This window comes from Massilia sp. 2TAF26, from assembly GCF_052115005.1.
Lineage (GTDB): Bacteria > Pseudomonadota > Gammaproteobacteria > Burkholderiales > Burkholderiaceae_D > Telluria.
Genome location: NZ_JBFRFV010000012.1, coordinates 47,591 through 64,993, shown reverse-complemented (window position 1 = coordinate 64,993; position 17,403 = coordinate 47,591). Strand labels below are relative to the sequence as shown.

General features: G+C 65.6%; 15 protein-coding genes. 7 read left to right on the top strand and 8 right to left on the bottom strand.

The features are described from left to right. Positions 1-15: 15 nt before the first annotated feature. Together AB4Z32_RS14425 and AB4Z32_RS14420 are read right to left on the bottom strand one after the other, a co-directional pair. Complete coding sequence (locus AB4Z32_RS14425; protein WP_442122539.1) at positions 16-729, bottom strand: hypothetical protein; 714 nt, start codon at positions 727-729, stop codon at positions 16-18. Positions 730-950: 221 nt separating this feature from the next. Then, on the bottom strand, positions 951-2,858 hold the full coding sequence (locus AB4Z32_RS14420; protein WP_442122538.1) for a diguanylate cyclase domain-containing protein: 1,908 nt from the start codon (positions 2,856-2,858) through the stop codon (positions 951-953). A 447-nt stretch (positions 2,859-3,305) separates the two neighbouring features. Between AB4Z32_RS14420 and AB4Z32_RS14415 the strand changes: the two genes are divergently transcribed. Continuing rightward, positions 3,306-4,436, top strand: a complete 1,131-nt coding sequence (locus AB4Z32_RS14415) for a serine hydrolase domain-containing protein (RefSeq protein WP_442122537.1) — start codon at positions 3,306-3,308, stop codon at positions 4,434-4,436. On the opposite strand, the gene AB4Z32_RS14410 is transcribed toward AB4Z32_RS14415, so the two are convergent. Next, positions 4,420-5,202 carry an MBL fold metallo-hydrolase gene (locus AB4Z32_RS14410; protein ID WP_442122536.1) on the bottom strand — a complete coding sequence of 261 codons (783 nt, stop codon included), beginning with the start codon at positions 5,200-5,202 and terminating at the stop codon, positions 4,420-4,422. The two genes, AB4Z32_RS14415 and AB4Z32_RS14410, sit on opposite strands and share 17 nt — an antisense overlap. Positions 5,203-5,315: 113 nt before the next feature. Here AB4Z32_RS14410 and AB4Z32_RS14405 point away from each other — a divergent pair, with 113 nt between their 5' ends. Further along, positions 5,316-6,293, top strand: a complete 978-nt coding sequence (locus AB4Z32_RS14405) for a GlxA family transcriptional regulator (RefSeq protein WP_442122619.1) — start codon at positions 5,316-5,318, stop codon at positions 6,291-6,293. Here AB4Z32_RS14405 and AB4Z32_RS14400 read toward each other — a convergent pair. Further along, positions 6,244-8,445, bottom strand: a complete 2,202-nt coding sequence (locus tag AB4Z32_RS14400; protein WP_442122535.1) for a TonB-dependent receptor plug domain-containing protein — start codon at positions 8,443-8,445, stop codon at positions 6,244-6,246. The genes AB4Z32_RS14405 and AB4Z32_RS14400 overlap by 50 nt on opposite strands. Before the next feature lie 262 nt (positions 8,446-8,707). Here AB4Z32_RS14400 and AB4Z32_RS14395 point away from each other — a divergent pair, with 262 nt between their 5' ends. Both AB4Z32_RS14395 and AB4Z32_RS14390 read left to right on the top strand, forming a co-directional pair. Beyond that, positions 8,708-9,355, top strand: a complete 648-nt coding sequence (locus AB4Z32_RS14395; protein WP_442122534.1) for a PEP-CTERM sorting domain-containing protein — start codon at positions 8,708-8,710, stop codon at positions 9,353-9,355. Between the two features lie 70 nt (positions 9,356-9,425). Beyond that, complete coding sequence (locus AB4Z32_RS14390) at positions 9,426-9,860, top strand: hypothetical protein (protein WP_442122533.1); 435 nt, start codon at positions 9,426-9,428, stop codon at positions 9,858-9,860. A gap of 12 nt (positions 9,861-9,872) precedes the next feature. On the opposite strand, the gene AB4Z32_RS14385 is transcribed toward AB4Z32_RS14390, so the two are convergent. The 3 genes from AB4Z32_RS14385 to AB4Z32_RS14375 all read right to left on the bottom strand — a co-directional run bounded on the left by AB4Z32_RS14385 (position 9,873) and on the right by AB4Z32_RS14375 (position 14,229). Beyond that, the gene (locus AB4Z32_RS14385) at positions 9,873-12,434 is read right to left on the bottom strand and encodes a family 20 glycosylhydrolase (RefSeq protein ID WP_442122618.1); all 2,562 of its coding nucleotides are present in this window, start codon (positions 12,432-12,434) and stop codon (positions 9,873-9,875) included. A 16-nt stretch (positions 12,435-12,450) separates the two neighbouring features. Continuing rightward, positions 12,451-13,740 (bottom strand): sugar MFS transporter, encoded by a 1,290-nt coding sequence (locus AB4Z32_RS14380; RefSeq protein WP_442122532.1) that lies wholly within the window; start codon positions 13,738-13,740, stop codon positions 12,451-12,453. A 279-nt stretch (positions 13,741-14,019) separates the two neighbouring features. Beyond that, on the bottom strand, positions 14,020-14,229 hold the full coding sequence (locus AB4Z32_RS14375) for a cold-shock protein (RefSeq protein ID WP_056136492.1): 210 nt from the start codon (positions 14,227-14,229) through the stop codon (positions 14,020-14,022). Positions 14,230-14,457: 228 nt separating this feature from the next. Here AB4Z32_RS14375 and AB4Z32_RS14370 point away from each other — a divergent pair, with 228 nt between their 5' ends. Next, the gene (locus AB4Z32_RS14370) at positions 14,458-14,913 is read left to right on the top strand and encodes a hypothetical protein (RefSeq protein ID WP_442122531.1); all 456 of its coding nucleotides are present in this window, start codon (positions 14,458-14,460) and stop codon (positions 14,911-14,913) included. A gap of 325 nt (positions 14,914-15,238) precedes the next feature. On the opposite strand, the gene AB4Z32_RS14365 is transcribed toward AB4Z32_RS14370, so the two are convergent. Continuing rightward, positions 15,239-16,195 carry a hypothetical protein gene (locus tag AB4Z32_RS14365; RefSeq protein WP_442122530.1) on the bottom strand — a complete coding sequence of 319 codons (957 nt, stop codon included), beginning with the start codon at positions 16,193-16,195 and terminating at the stop codon, positions 15,239-15,241. A gap of 337 nt (positions 16,196-16,532) precedes the next feature. Here AB4Z32_RS14365 and AB4Z32_RS14360 point away from each other — a divergent pair, with 337 nt between their 5' ends. Both AB4Z32_RS14360 and AB4Z32_RS14355 read left to right on the top strand, forming a co-directional pair. Next, positions 16,533-16,877 carry an ArsR/SmtB family transcription factor gene (locus AB4Z32_RS14360; RefSeq protein ID WP_442122529.1) on the top strand — a complete coding sequence of 115 codons (345 nt, stop codon included), beginning with the start codon at positions 16,533-16,535 and terminating at the stop codon, positions 16,875-16,877. Positions 16,878-16,904: 27 nt separating this feature from the next. Continuing rightward, positions 16,905-17,393 (top strand): arsenate reductase ArsC, encoded by a 489-nt coding sequence (locus AB4Z32_RS14355; RefSeq protein ID WP_442122528.1) that lies wholly within the window; start codon positions 16,905-16,907, stop codon positions 17,391-17,393. Positions 17,394-17,403: the final 10 nt, after the last annotated feature.

Here is a 17,403-nt window from a genome sequence, read left to right as displayed (position 1 = left end):
GTCTGTTTTGGTTCCTTATTTTTGTAAAAGTTCGTCCGGAGCATGGGTGGGGCCGGGCGAGGGGGTCCGGCGTGATGCCGGGACCGCGGGGCCGGACTGGTAGACCTCCCCGTACAGCGCCGCCATCTCGGCGGCGCCGGTGCTGCTTTCGATATCGCTGGCGCAACGGCCGGGCGCGCCGAGGGTCCACATCAGCGCCGGCAGGTGGAGGATGGTGCAGGCCATCCCGGCCGACATCACCTGTGACGCATAGGCGCGCAGGGCGCGCAGTTCGCGCGGCGCCGGATCGTGCTCGCTGCCGGCGATGACGAACAGGACCCGCAGTCCGGGATTGAACATGCGTGCGCTGTTGAGGCGGGCGATCGGGCCGTAATGGAGGCCGACATCCGCCTGCTCGGGCGCCAGCGGCACCACGGCGACGTCGGCCATGATCAGCGCGGAGCGGCACTCGTGGCCATCGCGGCAGTCGGTGTCGATCACGACTTCCGAAAAACGTGGATACAGGCGTTCCAGCTCATCGGGCAAGCCGGAACCGCCTACGGCGTGGACGTCGAGCATCGGGGCGATGTGGCGGCGTTTGCGCTCCTCGCCCCAGTGACGGCAGGTCTGGGCGGTGGTGGCATCCAGCAGCAGGACCTTGCGGCCGCTGCGTGCCCTCAGCAGGGCAAGATTCTCTGCCACGAGTCCGCCGGCAAGCGGCGGCGCGCAGTGGGCGACGGTGACGATCATGATGCCTGCACTCCTTGCGATGTTGCGATGCAATGCAGTGTAGGCGGCGGGGTATAAAAATTTTCTAAAAAGACAGGCAGGGGCGATAAACGATGCATTTACACGATCGTCATCGTCGGCCCTTGGCTGGGCGAACAGGCATGCGCGCCACCGCTTGCGCCGGTGGCGTGTCTTGCCTCAAGGAATGGAGGGAAGGCGCGGAACGGCGCCGGGCGGTCCGCTCAGTGGCCGGCGGCGACCAGCACCGAAGCCGTGTCGCGCCCTGCCCGTTTGGACTGGTACAAGGCTTCGTCGGCGGTGTGCGCCAGCGCGGCCTGCTCCGGATGCGCGGACCAGGCGATGCCGATGCTGGTCGTGATCCGGCGCGGCTGGCCGTCGACCAGGAAGTCGGCGCGCACCGCTTCCAGCAGCTTGTCGGCGATGCGTGCGCACTCGCGCGCCGAACCGACCTGCTCGAGCACGACCACGAACTCGTCGCCGGCCAGGCGCGCCACGGTGTCTGTGCTGCGCACGGTGGCGGACAGGCGCCTGGCGAACTCGCGCAGCACGGCGTCGCCGCCGGCGTGGCCGAAGCTGTCGTTGATCTGCTTGAAATGGTCGACGTCGAGGTAGACCAGGGCCATCGGCATCGTGCTGCGGCGCGAGCGCGCGATCGCCTGCGCCAGCCTTTCCTCGTAGCTGCGGCGGTTCGGCAGGCCGGTCAGGTGGTCGGAGTGCGCCAGCGCGTGCAGCTGGCGTTCGTATTCGCGCGCGGAAGTCGCGTCGGTCGACAGCACGTAGATGCCCTGCACCACGCCGTCGCGCACATGCGGCAGGTAAGTCGAGCTGATCACGCGGCGGCGCCCGCGGCGCTCCTCTTCGATCTCGAGGGCCGAGGCATGGCCCTGCAGGCAGCGCTCGAGGGCCGCGCGGCGCGGCGCATAAAAGGTTTCGCCCATCGCCTCGAGCACGGTCCTGCCGAGCATCTCGGCGCTCTTCACCCCGAACCATTCCTGGTAGCGCTGGTTGGCGAAGCAGTAGCGCAGTCCGGTGTCGATGTAGGCGATCAGGGCCGGCACGTTGTCGGCGATGGTGCGGAGGCGCTCTTCGCTTTCGATCACGCGCGAGCGCGACTCGGCCAGTTCGGTGACGTCCTTCATTGCGACCACCGCGCCCAATGCCTCGCCATTCGGGCCCTTGAGCGCGCGGCCGCTGGCCAGCACGCGGTGCAAACCGCCCTGTTCGCACGCGATCACCATCGGTGCGTCCTTGACGTTCTCGCCGCGCAGGGCGCGCGCCAGCGGGATGTTCGCTTCTTCCAGCGGCGTGTGGCCGTCTTCCGCAAACAGGTTATAGTGCCGGGCCCAGTCCCGCGCCACGACGTCGGCGACATCCATGCCGTGCAGGTCGCGCGCGGCGCGGTTGAACAGGGTCAGCGTACCGTCGGCGCCGCAGGCCACCACGCCGACGTCCACCGACTCGAGCACGGCGTCGAGCAAAACCTGCTTCTGCAGCAGGGCCTGCTGGGTCAGCATGCGCTGCCGGCCTTCCTGCTCCAGCAGCCTGTTCTTGGCGTGCAGTTCGCGGGTGCGGTCTTCGACGCGGCGTTCAAGCTGCACGTTCAGCTCGCGCAACGCCAACTGGGCGGCGTCGCGCGTGGCCACCAGCGCGCCGCGGTTCAGTTCATCCTGCACCATCTGGGCCAGGTCGCGCAGCATGCGTTTGTCGGCGTCACTGAACTCGCGCGGCTCCTGGTCGATCAGGCACAGGGTGCCGAGCGGCTGGCCGTCGACGCTGTGCACCGGCTGGCCCGCGTAGAAGCGGATGAAGGGCGAACCCAGCACCAGCGGATGGTCGCGGAAGCGTTCGTCGAGGCGGGTGTCGGGCACTACCAGCAGGTCGTCGAGGGCGATGGTGTGGCTGCAGAAGGCCACCGAGCGCGGCGTCTCGCGTACGTCGAAACCGACGCGCGACTTGAACCATTGGCGATTGGTGTCGACCAGCGAAACCAGCGCGGTCGGCACATCGAAAGCGGCGGCGGCGATGCGGGTGAAGCGGTCGAAGCGGTCTTCCTGCGGCGTGTCGAGCACTGCCAGCGCGTGCAATGCCTTGACGCGCTCCTGTTCTGCGAGTTCTTGTTGACTGAGCATGAAACGTCCTTGCCGCCGCGCGGCGAAGAAAAGAACCGGCTGGGTCGAGGCCGGTGGTCGGGATGAGCGATTCTAGTCCATCAAAATCTGGCTGTGCAGCATCTTTACAGCCATTGCCATACGGAAATCATTAGTTCGATTTCAACATATGAGATGAATTGTATAACGAAAGTATTTGAGAGAATTCAATATTTTTCTTGGATTCAAGAGTGACAGCGAGCTTGCGGGGAGGTCCGTACGCCTTGGCCGATGCCCTTGGAATGGCCTGTGCAGGTGTCGCGGCGGCGTGGGCACTACACAACATAATGCAAGGGTTTGCGTAGTACGCCGATGTCGCCGGTGCAGCGTAAGCCCTGAGCGCCGGCATTCGCGCTTTCGCGGGTATGACGGAGTGGATTCATGCGCCTATGGCATCATCTGCATCTGCGAGCCCAACCGGAGATGCCGATGAAATGGTTCATACCGCTATTCGCATGCCTGCTGTCTTCCTGCGCGGCCACGCCGCCCGCGCAGTCGCCCGCCGATCCTGAAATCACCCAGCTGATGCAGCGCGAAAAGCTGCAGGGCCTGGCCCTGGCCGTCATCGACGATGGCCAGATACGGAGTGTGCGCAGCTGGGGCTGGCGCAATGCCGAAAAAGGACTCCCGCTGCAGACCAACACCATCATGTACGGCGCCTCGCTGACCAAGGCCGCCTTCGCCTACATGCTGCTGCAGCTGGTCGACGAAGGAAAGCTCGACCTCGACGCCCCGCTCGAGCGCCTGCTGCCCAAGCCCCTGCCCGACTACCGGGAACCCGACGACTATGCCGACCTCGCCCGGGACGAGCGCTGGCGCAAGCTCACGCCGCGCATCCTGCTGACCCACTCGGCCGGCTTCGCCAACTTCCGCTGGCTGGAGCCGGACAAGAAGCTGCGCTTCCACTTCGAGCCGGGCAGCCGCTATTCCTATTCCGGCGAAGGCCTGACCATCCTGCAGCTGATCGTCGAACAGGGCCTGAAGCTGGACACCGGCGCGGAAATGCAGCGCCGCGTGTTCGACCGCTTCGGCATGCGCAATACCAGCATGAAGTGGCGCCCCGACTTTGCCGCCAACCTGGCCGACGGCTACGACGAGAACGGCAAGATGGAAGCGCACGACGAGCGCAGCCGGGTGCGCGCAGCCGGCTCGATGGACACCACCATCGAGGACCAGGCGAAGCTGTGGGCAGGCATCGTGCGCGGCGACGGCCTGAGCCCGGCATCGCGCGCGGCCATGGTGAAGGGCTGGCTGCCTATCGTGTCGAGGCACCAGTTCCCGACGCTGGAGGAAGGAACGGCCAGCTGGCCGCAGCAGCTGGCGGCCGGCCTCGGCGTGGTCAGCTTCCGGGACCGCAGCGGCGGGGCCGGCTGGTTCAAGGGCGGCCACAACGAGATCACCGCGAACATGGTGATCTGCCTGGACGCCAGGCGCCGCTGCGTGGTGATGCTGTCGAACGACGTGCGCGCCGAGCGCATCTACCCCGAGCTGGCGCGGCGCGTGCTGGGCGAGAACGACATGCCCTGGGCCTGGGAGTACAACTTCACGCCGCCGCACTGAAGGCGCACACCTCGCCATCCTCGGGCACCAGCACGCGCGCGCGCAGGCCCTGGGCGTCGAGGAAATCGCGCAGCGCCGCGCGCGACAGTACGCAGTGGTTCACCGCTTCCAGGTGGCTGGCGACGATGGTGGCTTGCGGCGCGGCCTGCGCCACCTTCGCCAGGTCGTGCTGGTCCATGATGATGGCGCCGAGGCCCGGCACCTGGGCGTCGCCGCAGTTCAGCACCACGACGTCCGGACGGTGGGCGGCCAGGCTGTCCTCGACGTGGCGGTTCCAGACCGTGTCGCCGGCCAGGTAAAGGGTCGGTTCATCCGGATGGCTGAACACCACCCCGCTCACCTCCCCCATGCGTTCGCCGATCGCGGCCATCACCTGGTCGCTGCCGTGCTGGCCGCCGGTCCTGTGCAGGACGATATCGCCGAATACGGCGCCGTCACCGAACACGCGCACGTCCTCGAAACCGTCGGCGCGGAGCAGCGCGGCGTCACGCAGGTTCTGGGCGAAGATGGGCAGGCCGCGCGGGACCAGGCGGCGCGCCGCATCGTCCCAGTGGTCGGCGTGCAGGTGGGTGACGACGACGGCGTCGACGTCCAGCAGTTCGCTCAGCGGAACCGGCAGGCCCACCAGGGGATTGGCGAGGTGGCTGTTGGCGGTACCCGCGAAACCCGGGTAGGCGCCCTGTGCCGCGAGCAGGGGATCGACCAGCAGGCGCTTGCCGGCGTATTCGATGACGAGGGTGGCGTTGCGGATCTGTTGGACTTGCATGTCGGCTCCTGAAGTAAGTGAATGTCGGAGCATTGTGCTGGCCAGCTATCAAGCCTGACAGTGGCCCACAAGCCGATATCCAATAGAATCGGGCCATGACAACATCCAAACCCATCCAGGTCGCCGTCATCGCCTTCGACGGCATGACGCCCTTCCACCTGTCTGTTCCCTGCCTGGTGTTCGGCAGCAGCCTGGGGGCGCAGGCGGCGTTCTCGCTGCGCGTCTGCGGACTGGACGGAGACACCCTGGACACCAGCGCCGGCTTCGGCATCCGGCCCAGCCACGGACTCGATGGGCTGGACGAAGCCGACATCGTCGTCATGCCTGCCTGGCACGACGACTGCCGGCCCGCGCCGCCGGCCTTGCTGGACGCGCTGCGCCGGGCGCACGCGCGCGGCGCCTGCGTGGTGGCGCTCTGCCTGGGCGCCTTCCCGGTGGCCGAGGCGGGCCTGCTGGATGGGCGCACCGCGGCCACGCACTGGGCCGCCGCGGACGCGCTGGCGCGCCTTTATCCGAAGGTGAAGGTGGATCCGGAAGTGCTGTACGTCGACGAGGACGAGGTCCTGAGCTCGGCCGGGGTGGCGGCCGGGATCGACTGCTGCCTGCACCTGCTGCGCCGCCTGTGCGGGGCCGAGGCGGCGAATGCGGTGGCGCGCCGGCTGGTGGTGGCGCCGCACCGCCAGGGCGGCCAGGCCCAGTTCATCGAACGGCCGCTGCCGGTGTCGCCCAGCGACGGCAGGTTGTCGCGGGTACTCGACTGGGTCAGCCGCCACCTGGACGCCCAGCACGACCTCGACGCGCTGGCCGGGCGCGCCGCCATGAGCCGGCGTAACTTCACGCGCCACTTCCGCCAGGCCACCGGCATGTCCTTCAAGCAGTGGCTGCTTGAGCAGCGCCTGGCCCACGCGCGCAGCCTGCTGGAGGGCAGCGATGCTCCGGTCGAGCTGGTGGCGCAGCGCGCGGGTTTCGGTTCCGCCCTCTCGCTGCGCCAGCATTTCCGGAGCGCGCTGCAGACCTCCCCGGCGGCCTACCGCCGCCAGTTCAGAACTTCGTCTCGAGCATCGCCCGCACCTGCAGCATCGTCGGCGTGATCGTCGTATCGGTCAGGCGGCTGCCGTCCGCGCTCACATAGGTGGCGGCGCCGACGTTATCCTGGCGCAGGGTATTCGCCAGCGACATCCGCACCTGGGTCTTGGGCGTGAACTTCCACACGCCGTACAGGTCCAGCGAGCGCTTCACGCCGGCATAGGCGTACTGGTTCTGCGAGATGCGCACCGGGCCGCCGTTCTGGAAGCTCAGGCTGCCGCCGAAGGTGGCCGGCAGGCCGTCGAATTTATAGTCGAAGCCGAAGGTGCCGGAGAGGGGCGTCTGCTGATCCAGGCGGTTGTTCGGACCCGGCACCATCGACAGGCTGGACCAGCTGCGCGTGACGTTGGCGCGCAGGTCCAGCGCCGGCCAGCCCGGGAACATCTGGCGCAGCGGCAGCTTGGCTTCGAGTTCGATGCCGCGGGTGTTGGCGGCGCCGTCGTTGACCGGCATCGACACCCACAGGCCGTCGATGAAGAACACGCGCGAGTGGGTGATGTCGTCGATGTGGCGCACATAGGTGCTGGCCGAGAGCAGTCCGCCGCCCGGCAGGTAGTGTTCGTAGGCCAGGTCCAGGCCCCAGGCCAGTTCCGGCTTGAGCTGCGGGTTGCCCATCGTGTCCGGCGTGGTCGGGCTGTTGTTCGAGGCGATGCCGCGGCGCGGCACCAGGCTGGCAACGTTGGGCGCCTTGTAGGTGCGCGTGATGCCGGCGCGGATCTGGTCGTTCTTCGAGCCCGAGATCTTGTACAGGGTCTGGAACAGCGGGCTGAAGACGCTCGAACGGTTGTCGATCGCGGCGTAGCTGTTGCCTTCGCTCTTGATCTGGATGCCTTCCCAGCGCAGGCCGAAGTACACCGACCATTGCTGGGTCACGTTCCACTCGTCCTGGGCGAACAAGGCCAGCCGGCGCACGGTGGCGTCGAAGCTCTCGTCGCGGTTGACGATCGGCGCGCCGACCGTGGTGGTCTCGTGTTGCAGGCGGGTTTCGTTGCGCAGGCTGTAGGCGCCGTCCCAGCCGACCGCGATCGCATGGCCCTGTCCGACCGGACGCGAATACTTGCCGGTGCTGCTCCAGCCCTTGTCGGTGAAGTCGCTGTCGATGTCGCGGTCGAGCGCCAGCACATCGTTCGGGTAGTACTGCAGCTGTCCCACGCCGCTGTCGCGGTGCGCGTAGTTGACGCCGAACTTGGCGTCGATCCTGGCACCGTCAAGCAGGCGCCTGGTCCACGACAGGTCGCTGCGCAGCATTTCCATCTTGTTCTCGGCATCGGTGGCGGTGGCCACGTAGCGCGGCGGCGCGCCCAGCGAAGTCACCACGGTCTCGGGCGCATCGCCGCGCGAACGGGCGATGTTGATGAAGTTCTGCGAGGTGATCACTTCGCCGGCGCCGAGGTTCCAGTTGATCCGCGGCGACAGGCCGATCGCCAGCAGGCGGCCGCGGTTGCCGTCCCAGGCGACGCGGTGCAGGACTTCGCGCCCCGCGGCGTCATAGCCTTCGGTGACGATGTGCGAAGGACGGTCCTGGCGGCCGTACAGCACGTTGCCGCTCATCGCATACGACATCTTGCCGCTCTTGTCCGACAGCTGGAAGGTCGAGACCGCGCCATAGGCGCCGTTCTCCGCCTGCACGCCGGTCTTGAGTTCGCGCTGCGCGGTCTGGACCTGGCGCTTGAGGACGATGTTGATGCCGCCGGCGATCGCCTGGGTGCTGTACTCGGCGGTGGCGGCGCGCATGATCTCGATGCGCTCGACCATCTCCGGCGACACCTGGTCCAGCGAGAAGCCCGGCGGCGCCGGCTCGCCGTTCAGCAGGATCTGCGTGTAGCCGTTGCCCAGGCCGCGCATGCGGACGTCGCCGCCGCGGCCCTGCACGCCGCCCACGGTAATTCCAGGCAAGCGCTTCAGCACTTCGCCGAGGGTGGTGTCGCCGTGGCGCAGGATCTCTTCCTGGTTGACGACGATCTTGGTGGCGGTATCGTCGCGGCGGGCGTCGTAGGCGGCGGCCTGGCCCTTGACCTCGACCTGCTGCACCGGGGCCGCTTTGTCCGCAGGCTTGGCCGTGGTGGCCTGGCCTGCGGCGTAGGCGCTGAACATGCCGAAGATGACGGGCGATGCGAGGAGCAGGCGGACGAGGTGTTGGGTGTTCTGGCGTGACATGGTTTTTGTTGTTAGCGATGAGCTGTTGATCGAGCCCGCATCATGCCGTCCAGTACGTACAGCCGACAGGCCGATGCGACGAAATGCCGAAAATACGGCGCGAAATGCTGCATGGCTATATGTACGGTAGCGCACTGTCGACCCGTTTTACATATTTGTGACGGGTATGCACCCTGCATTGTTAAATTCTTTTTCAAATCAAGGACGTGGATGCGCAGGCGCAATCCTTGCTTGTTAAATGGAATCATTTCTGGAGACACATATGTTCCGCAAGATTCTCTGCCTGGCCGCCACCGCCCTCGTCACCCAAGCCGCTTCGGCGAATGTCCTCTACACCTGGCAGCAGGTGGCACACACGGATGCGACGCCGGCCGGCCTGCATCTCGAACTCGAATTCACCGACACCGCCGTCGCCCAGGGCACACTCTCGCTGAACGTCGAGAACCAATGCATGGCGGAGATCTGCGAAGAACAGCAGGACAGCCTGCTGGCGCTGCACTACTGGTATGCCGGCGACGACGGCCAGCAGCACTGGAACCGCATCGACTACCGCTATCGCGATGAAACCCTGCCCGGCCTGCAGCGCTTGTCGATGACGCTGCAATTCCTTGCGGACGGCCGGATGAAAGGCAGCATCATGGCCAACGACGGCTTCTCGGATTTCACCATGCAGGGCGACGACGGCGTGTTCACCATGCTGTGGGCGCACAGCGACCAGCCGGACGGCTGCGGCGAAGCCTATCCCTCCTGCGCGGGCGAGCGCGGCGTCCTGCGCAAGGCCGCCCAGGTAGTCGTGCAGCCGCAAACCCAGGCCTTGCCGGAACCGGCCGGGCTGGCCAGCCTGGCGATCGGCGGCCTGGCCGCTTGGCTGGCGCGCCGCCGCCGCGGCACGCCCCTCAGGAATGGATGAGAAAAATTGTTACAACTTTGCGCTTGAACTAGCGTGAGGCGTCGTCATCCACCTATCAGGAGGATAGACGATGAAATGCGCACTGCTCGTAGAACATGACCCGCTGGCTTGCGGCGAGATTGCCACGCTGCTGAAATCGCTCGGCTATATCGTCGCGACCACGGACAGTCCGCGCGCGGCCCTGAACACGGCCCAGACGGTGCGCTTCGACCTGATCCTGACCTACACCACCTCCAACGCGGACGACCGCCGTTCCTTCATCGGCGAGATCACCCGGCTGGCGCCGCGCGCGCCGGTGGTCCTGCTGCTCGACGACGAAAGCCATGTGCCCCACTACCATGCAGGCCGCATCGCGGTGCTGGCCAAGCCGGTCACGCTGCGCTCGCTGCGCCGCGTGATCGAGTTCGGTATCGACGGCAACGGCGCCATGCCGTCCTATGCGATGCAGCCGGCGCCGCGCGACGAGCGGCGGCGCCAGGGGCAGCGGCGCATGCGGCCGCGCTGAAAGCGGCCGGCACTAGCGGCGCTCGACGCTCGCCACCAGCCCTCGCCTGCCGTTACGGTCGAAGGCCGCCGCCTTGATCGTGCCGCGCTCCGTGATCGGTCCCGTGACAGGCCGGCTGGCGGACGTCGGATCGCTGCCGTCAGTCGTATAACGCAGCGTGATCCCGGGCAGCGCATGATTCACCAGCACCTGCCCGCCCTCCACCATCAGGCCGGGCGGCGCGATGCGGTAGGCCACGCCGGTCTGTTCGAGGTCGAGGCGCGGCAGCACGCGCTGGCCCAGCGCATTCACGAAGCCGGACCAGGCGCGGCGATGCAGCGCGGCCGCCTTCGCCGCATCCTGCTCGCCAGCCCAGGCCGGATCGGGCGCCCAGGCCCGTTCCGCCACCGCCAGCAGGCGCGGCATGACGAGGTAGTCGATGCGGCTGGCATCGCGCACGGTCTCGGTGAACAACGTCGCCTCGAGTCCGCGCACGTGGCGCTTGCCGTAGTCGGTCAGCCCGTCCTTGCCGACGCGCGCCGACTCGGGTGCATTCCTCAGCATGTCGAAGGGGACGAAGTCGTAGACGGTGTCCAGCTCGACGTAGTCGTTCCAGTTGACGCCCGGCTCCTCCGGATTCGGGTTGGCCGCCATGTCCAGGTACATGGCGCCGACCGGCGCCAGCACGATGTCGTAGCCGCCGTTGGCGAGGCGGTTGGCGAAGTCCTCGGCACCGCGCGAGTTGTTCCATACCCAGGCGGTGAAGCCGCGCGTGGTGAAGCGCGGATTCGGGATCAGCTTGCTGCGGCCGGCGAGCAGCGTCTTGCGCGCCGCCAGCTCTTCCCAGCCCGACGTGCTCAAGCCGTGCCGGCGCATGATGCCGTCGACGCGGTCGTAGAAGTAATCCCACAGGTCGGCCGTCGACGCCAGCTTCTCCTTGCGCATGCGCGCGAGACTGGCGGGCGAGCGCTCCCATGCGCCGTTCGCCAGTTCGTCGCCGCCCATGTGGATGGTGCGCAGCGGGACACCGGCCTCGCGGTGCAGCGCCACGATCTGCGCGACCACGTGGTCGATGAAGGCGAAGGTCGAATCGAGGCCGGGATCGATGACGTTGTCGGTGAAGTACTGCGCCGAACTGTACTTCGAGCGGTCGTCGAAATCGTTCAGCAGGTACTTCGCGGCGTCCTTGCCGCCGGCCGCCTTCAGGCGGTGGTAGCGCGCCGCCATCGCCTGCACGGCGGCGCGCGCGTGGCCGGGCATCTCGATTTCCGGGATCACCTCGATGTGGCGGGCCTTCGCATGGCGCAGGATCTCGATGTAGTCGGCGCGGCTGAAGTAGCCGCTGCCGCTCGGGTCCTTCGGATCGGGACCGGAACCATAGGCCGGCTGCAGGCGCACGCCGGGCGTGGCACTGTGGCCCCGTACCGCACCGATCGCCGTCAGTTCCGGCAGGCCGGCAATCTCCAGACGCCAGCCTTCGTCGTCGGTCAGGTGGAAGTGGAACTTGTTCAGCTTGTAGCGCGCCATCAGGTCGAGCCACTTGAAGACCGTCTGCTTGCCGTGGAAGTTGCGGGCGACGTCCAGCTGGAAGCCGCGATAGCCGAAGCGCGGGGCATCGACGATGCTCACTTCGTTCAGCACCGGTTCTTTCGAACCGGGCAGCGGCAGCAGGTCGCGCAGGGTCTGCAGGCCGTAGGCGACGCCGGCGGCGCTGTTGCCGACGATGGCGATGCCGCTCCTGGCGTCGATCGTCAAGCGATAGGCTTCGGGAGAATCCTGGCCCTCCACCTTGCCGATGCCGAGCTGAAGCTTCGCACCGCCTGCGGGCAGGGCCTGCGGAAACAGCGAGCGTGCCAGCGCCGCTTCGTTCTTCAATGCGGCCGGCGCCTCCACCTTCGGCTGCGCGTCGAGCAGCAGCCTGCCCTCGCCCGCCTGCATCTGCAGGGGCGTCGGCAGCACCGGCGGCACCTCGGCGGGCGGCAGCAGGTCGGCCCGCGCGTTGCGGCGATAGGTGTCGGCCGGCGTCACCACCGGCTTGGCGCCGCTGGTCCCGCGGTCCAGCTGTTCCGGCCGCGTCACCGGCAGCAGCGCGTAGTCGGCGATGGCGACGCCCAGCTCGGGAGCGGCGTCGTAGACCAGATAGGGACCGGTCGGCGCCTTGGCCAGCTTGATCACCAGGCCCGGATAGGTATAGACGATGTCCAGCGTCTGGCCAGCGGCCATGCCCTGGAAGCCCGGCCCCGGCAGGATGCGGAACAGGCTGCCGGCGACCTGTTCGAGCACCAGATTGCCCGGCAAGGGCCCGGGCATCATGCGGTCCAGGCAGTTGAAGTACAGCGACCAGCCCTGCGGCGGCAAGGGCCGATTGTCGTGGTTGGTGAGAATCAGGCGCGCCTGCGAGCGTCCGTGCGGAGCCTCGGCGCTGAACAGGTTGCGCTGCAGTTCCCAACGCAGCTGCAATTTCGTGGCGCTGGCGACGCCGCCCAGGGCGGCCGGCGCTTCCTGTCCGGCCGGGGCTTCCGCGATGGCCGGCGTCAGCGGCGCGAGCAGCGCCGTCATCAATGCCAGCGTCGCGCCGGCCGCTCCTCGAATCATCAAGCCTCTCTCCAGTTCAGCGCCAGCGGCGGATCTTGTGGCCGCTCGCGGCATACCAGAGGATCAGCGCATAGCAAGGCAGCAGCAGCCAGTAGGCGCTGCGCGGGGTGACGATGTCCGCCAGATGGCCGTAGAGCAGCGGCAGCAGCGCCCCGCCGGCGATCGCCATCACCAGCACCGCCGAGCCGCTGGCGGTATGCCGCCCGAGTCCCTGCAGGGCCAGCGGCCAGATCGCAGGCCACACCATGGCATTGGCCAGGCCGAGCAGCGCCAGGAACATCACGCTGTCCGGCACCAGCGGCGCACCGCTCCAGCCGAGCAGCGCCTGCGACAGCGCGGTGTCCGTGGTCGAACCGGTGGTCACGCCGACCGTCAGCAGGACGCCGACGAGGCCCGACAGCACCAGCGCCCGCTGCTGCGACATGAAGCGCGGGATCGCCACCACGCCGACCAGGTAACCGATCACCATGCACACCATGGTGTAGGACGTCAGCACACCGAAATTGGCGACCTTCAGCTCGTGGCCATACAGGCCGATGGTGTCCCCGGCGATCACCTCCACGCCCACATAAGCGAACAGCGCCACCGCGCCCAGCACCAGCTGCGGGAACTGCAGGACCGAGGTGGCGTCGACCCGGGCATCGGCACCGTCGGCCTCGGGCGGAATCTCGCGCAGCTTCGAAAAATGGATGAAGGCCATGATCACGAACAGCGCCGCCGCCATGCAGGCATAGGGGAAGACCAGCCGCTGCGCCAGCACGGCCTCGGACGCGGTATCGATATTCTTCAGCATCAGGCTGGTGAAGATGAGCGGCACGACGATGCCGGCGCCCTTGTTGAAAAGGCCCATGATGCTGATCCGCATGGCGGCGCTCTCGCGCGGCCCGAGACAGACGATGTAGGGATTGATGGCGGTCTGCATCAGGGTCATGCCGGTCGCCAGCGTGAACAGCCCGGCCAGGAACAGCTCGTAGTGCCGGCTCTGCGCGGCGGGAATGAAGAGCAAGGCGCCGATGCCCATGATGCCCAGGCCGAGGGTCATCCCCTTCTTGTAGCCGGTGCGCTTGAGTACCGCGGCCGACGGCAGCGCCATCACGGTGTAGGCGATGTAGAAGGCGAAGGTGACCAGCAGGGCCTGGAAGTTGGTCAGCTTGCAGACCACCTTCAGGAAGGGAATCAGCGAACCGTTCAGCCAGGTGACGAAACCGAGGATGAAGAACAGGAGGCCGACAAAGAGCATGCCGACGACCACGTCGCGGGTCGCGTTGCTGGTCTGCTGTTCCTGGGGACTTGCGCTCAATTCCATGCCGAGGCACCTCGATGGTTGTCGATGTGGCATGCTAGCAGTCGCTTCTAGGCAAGTCTATCGATGGACCTGTTTAGCGGACTTGTTTAGTCGCCGCTAGCAAACTGCGATGTGAAGCGCTCGAGGCGCGCCCATAAAAAAACGGATTTACGATGAACGTAAATCCGTTTTTTCCTGCCGATCCAGGCCCAGTCGCTGGGTGGCCGGAGTCAGCTGAAATCCGGGCCCGCCGGGCACGGCAACGCTATCCGCGTCGCACGCGTCGCCAGGGCTGGCCGCTTAGATGGCGCGGATATTACCGGCTTTTTCGCCTTTCGGGCCGGTCGAGCGCACGAACGAGACGCGCTGGTTTTCGGCAAGGCTCTTGAAACCTTCCGATTGGATATCCTGGAAATGGGCAAACAGATCGCCGCCGCCTGCATCAGGCGTGATGAAGCCGAAGCCTTTGGAGTCGTTGAACCATTTTACGGTGCCGGTTTGAGTAGTCATTTTTAGTCCTTTAAGATGCATGGGCAAATCGCCCGAAACGCACATTCGACCAAGAGGGTGTAGCGGAGGAAATCAAACAGGACCGCCAGAAGGCGAGACGGGAGAGAAAGACCAACAATAACGACGACTTGATGTAGTGCGAGGTCCAATATACAGGGGCTTCGGCTTTTCACCTAATCATTTCGCGCTATTGTACAAAAAAAAGGCTTTCACACAAATCAGTCTTGCATGAAAAAGGCAATTGTTATCGATCCGCCATCCGACTCGGTATCCGGAGTGCAATTCTCGAATCGGCGGCAGCATTTCCACAATTGCTGTATCTTGTGGACGCGTGACGCGACAACCATGAGGCTGAAAACAGAAATTACCATGAATGATAGAGAGCCCTACGATACAGATGATGCGGTAGCGGCTTTGCATGCCCTGCACTCGGCACTCGCCGACGATCTCGAAGAACTGGAAGCGCGTATCAGCGCTTTGGATCCTTCTCTTGCCGCCGTGGCGCTTCAGGAGAGGCATCAAATGGCTAATCTTGTCGAGGCCCGTACGGCCTTGTATAGCGGTCTTGCCAGTATCGAAGAAGTGCTCGGCTGGGTTCAGTGGAAAACCGAGGAAGATCCAGAAGGCGATGTCGCCGTGGCCATGCAGCCGCTGCCCACATTGCGCGGATACTCGGTTCATTGACGCCGGGTGAAAATCAGTGACCGGTGCAGAATTTCAATTGGAGAATATAAATGAGTAAAAGCCAGGACGCAAAAAAATCCACCAAAAAAGAGCCTGCAAAGACGGCCAAAGAAAAGAAGGCGGACAAGAAAGTAAAGAAGGAAGAGAAAAAGCGTGCGCAATAATTATTGCGGTCCATCTTCTCCCGCCATCTGATCATCTTCAGAATACCTTAACGGCAGCCAAGCCCTGTCTCTGGACAGGGCGGCGGCGAATCTCGCAGCGTCAATCCGGCGCGGCACTACCGACCGGTCATTCCGGCAATCCCTTCCAGACCGTTCCCGATTCACCGCAGTCCATCGTCATCTGCGTGCTCCGAAACGGATGCGGCTTCCACTTCGGCCACCCGGCGCACGACGAGGCTCGGCACCGTGTGAAAACGGTAGAACTGGCGCAGGCTGTCAGCGGCAAGCGCATGGGGCAAGGCATCGTGCACGACCGTGCGCTCGACCGGCAAGCGACGCGCGCCAGGGGACCGGCCGCGCAATGACAGCGCGGGCACCAGCAGGTCGCCGGCAAGCTGGAACCGGGCCGGGCTCTGCCATCGTGCAGTCGCAATCCATTCCCGCTCGGCATCCAGGCGCGGCGAACGGAAACGCGGCAGCACGGCGCCGACGGCCTGGCGAAACGCGTCCCAGCATGAGTCCAGCACCTGTTCGGCGTTCCCTTGTCCGAAGCGCCCGCTCGCCTGCACGTAGTAGGTTTCGAACGCGGTAAAAATCGCGTCCATGATGGCACGCTGGGTGTCGAGGTCGTAAATGACACGGCCGATTTCGAACCTCCGCTTCTTCGCCCCCTTCGCCGGAGCGATGTCAAGCTCGGCGGTGCGCAGGCCGAGCGCATATGGCCGACACTCTCCGCTTCGGCCCAGTGGCGCGTCCGCGCCATCAAACAAGCGCACGACATAGCGGTCGAAGTAATGGCCGACAGGATGCAGGTCGCGCGCGAGCGCATTCCCGAAACGATATTCCGGCGTATCCGATACACGGCTGCGCCGCTCGTCGATGAAGCAGCGCAGCAAGGGCAAGGCATAGGCGTCCAGCGCGGCCTCGCCGGAAAAGCGGCTGTCGGGTGCTGGCCAGCTACCATCCTCGACCGCGTCGCGCACTTCCTGGCCGTTTGCGAGGACGTATAGCAGTGGCGGCGGGACTGCGGTCGCGTCGATCGCTTCCGTGAATCCGCGCTGCAGTACCGCGCCCAGTTCGGCTCCGACGACAAGCCGGACGTGCTTGTCAAACGTCATGGGCATTCCCCGGCAAACCACGGCCCAGGCAGTCAGCAAAATTCATCGGCATCCCGTTTCGAATTGGCGAGACCGATATCTTGCGCCAGGGGTGCGACAAGGCGCGTCGCGTTGAGAAGTTCACCGGAGAGATCGGCGCCGAAGACGCGCGACACATCTCGACCAATGCATCTCGACATAATGCTTATTAGTAATTCGACGAACGAAGAATATTAACTTTTCATCAACCTGTCAAATTATTTCGATACATTTGGAAGCGTCGTATTGTCACAAGCGGTCGCTTGCTACCGAGAGATTAATTCCACTATACTAGAATTATCAAATAATGGATGACCTCATGGAAACCAAACCGGCTCTCGCCGCCCTCGCCGCCCTGGCCCAGGAATCGCGGCTGGCAACTTACCGCTTGCTCGTGCAGGCTGGCCCTGCCGGCCTGTCGGCGACAAAGATCGCCGAAACCCTGAACGTGGCGCCGTCCTCGCTTTCGTTCCACCTGAAGGAGCTGGCCCACGCGAACCTGGTGACGCCGAAGCACGACGGACGCTTCATCTACTACGCCGCGAACTTCGAGACGATGAACCAGCTGCTGGGCTTCTTGTCCGAGAACTGCTGTGGCGGCAATCCCTGCACGCCGGCCAGCGGTTCAAGCTGCGAACCCAGCACGGCCGGCGCAAGCGCCTGATTCCTTACCGCTAACCAAAGGTCTACTGTGAACGTACTTTTCCTCTGCACCGGCAACTCCTGCCGCTCGCTCATCAGCGAAGCCGTCTTTAACCATCTGGCGCCAGCTGGCTGGCACGCCATCAGCGCCGGCAGCCAGCCTACCGGCAAGCTGAACGAGAAGGCGCTCGCACTGCTGGCCAGCAAGGAGATCCCTACCGAGGGCTATTACAGCAAGTCCTGGGACGACCTGCCTGTGACGCCGGACATCGTGGTGACTGTCTGCGCCAGCGCCGCCGGTGAAACCTGCCCGGCCTATCTCGGCCCGGTGCTGCGCACCCACTGGGGCGTGGAAGACCCGAGCCATGTGGTCGGCACCGAGGCGGAAATCAACGCCGCCTTCGAGACCGCCTACGCGATCCTGCGCGCCCGCATCGAAGCTTTCCTGGCTCTCCCACTGGACCAGTTGAAGAACGACAAGGCGCGCCTGAAGGCGGAGCTGGACCGCATCGGGACCCTGCAGCCGGTCGCGGACTGACGTGAACGGA

What these genes read in the sequence shown, in the direction of transcription:
- AB4Z32_RS14425 (WP_442122539.1), bottom strand. Translation starts at nt 729, where the DNA reads ATGATCGTCACCGTCGCCCACTGCGCGCCGCCGCTTGCCGGCGGACTC.
- AB4Z32_RS14420 (WP_442122538.1), bottom strand. Translation starts at nt 2,858, where the DNA reads ATGCTCAGTCAACAAGAACTCGCAGAACAGGAGCGCGTCAAGGCATTG.
- AB4Z32_RS14415 (WP_442122537.1), top strand. Translation starts at nt 3,306, where the DNA reads ATGAAATGGTTCATACCGCTATTCGCATGCCTGCTGTCTTCCTGCGCG.
- AB4Z32_RS14410 (WP_442122536.1), bottom strand. Translation starts at nt 5,202, where the DNA reads ATGCAAGTCCAACAGATCCGCAACGCCACCCTCGTCATCGAATACGCC.
- AB4Z32_RS14400 (WP_442122535.1), bottom strand. Translation starts at nt 8,445, where the DNA reads ATGTCACGCCAGAACACCCAACACCTCGTCCGCCTGCTCCTCGCATCG.
- AB4Z32_RS14395 (WP_442122534.1), top strand. Translation starts at nt 8,708, where the DNA reads ATGTTCCGCAAGATTCTCTGCCTGGCCGCCACCGCCCTCGTCACCCAA.
- AB4Z32_RS14390 (WP_442122533.1), top strand. Translation starts at nt 9,426, where the DNA reads ATGAAATGCGCACTGCTCGTAGAACATGACCCGCTGGCTTGCGGCGAG.
- AB4Z32_RS14385 (WP_442122618.1), bottom strand. Translation starts at nt 12,434, where the DNA reads ATGATTCGAGGAGCGGCCGGCGCGACGCTGGCATTGATGACGGCGCTG.
- AB4Z32_RS14380 (WP_442122532.1), bottom strand. Translation starts at nt 13,740, where the DNA reads ATGGAATTGAGCGCAAGTCCCCAGGAACAGCAGACCAGCAACGCGACC.
- AB4Z32_RS14375 (WP_056136492.1), bottom strand. Translation starts at nt 14,229, where the DNA reads ATGACTACTCAAACCGGCACCGTAAAATGGTTCAACGACTCCAAAGGC.
- AB4Z32_RS14370 (WP_442122531.1), top strand. Translation starts at nt 14,458, where the DNA reads ATGAAAAAGGCAATTGTTATCGATCCGCCATCCGACTCGGTATCCGGA.
- AB4Z32_RS14365 (WP_442122530.1), bottom strand. Translation starts at nt 16,195, where the DNA reads ATGACGTTTGACAAGCACGTCCGGCTTGTCGTCGGAGCCGAACTGGGC.
- AB4Z32_RS14360 (WP_442122529.1), top strand. Translation starts at nt 16,533, where the DNA reads ATGGAAACCAAACCGGCTCTCGCCGCCCTCGCCGCCCTGGCCCAGGAA.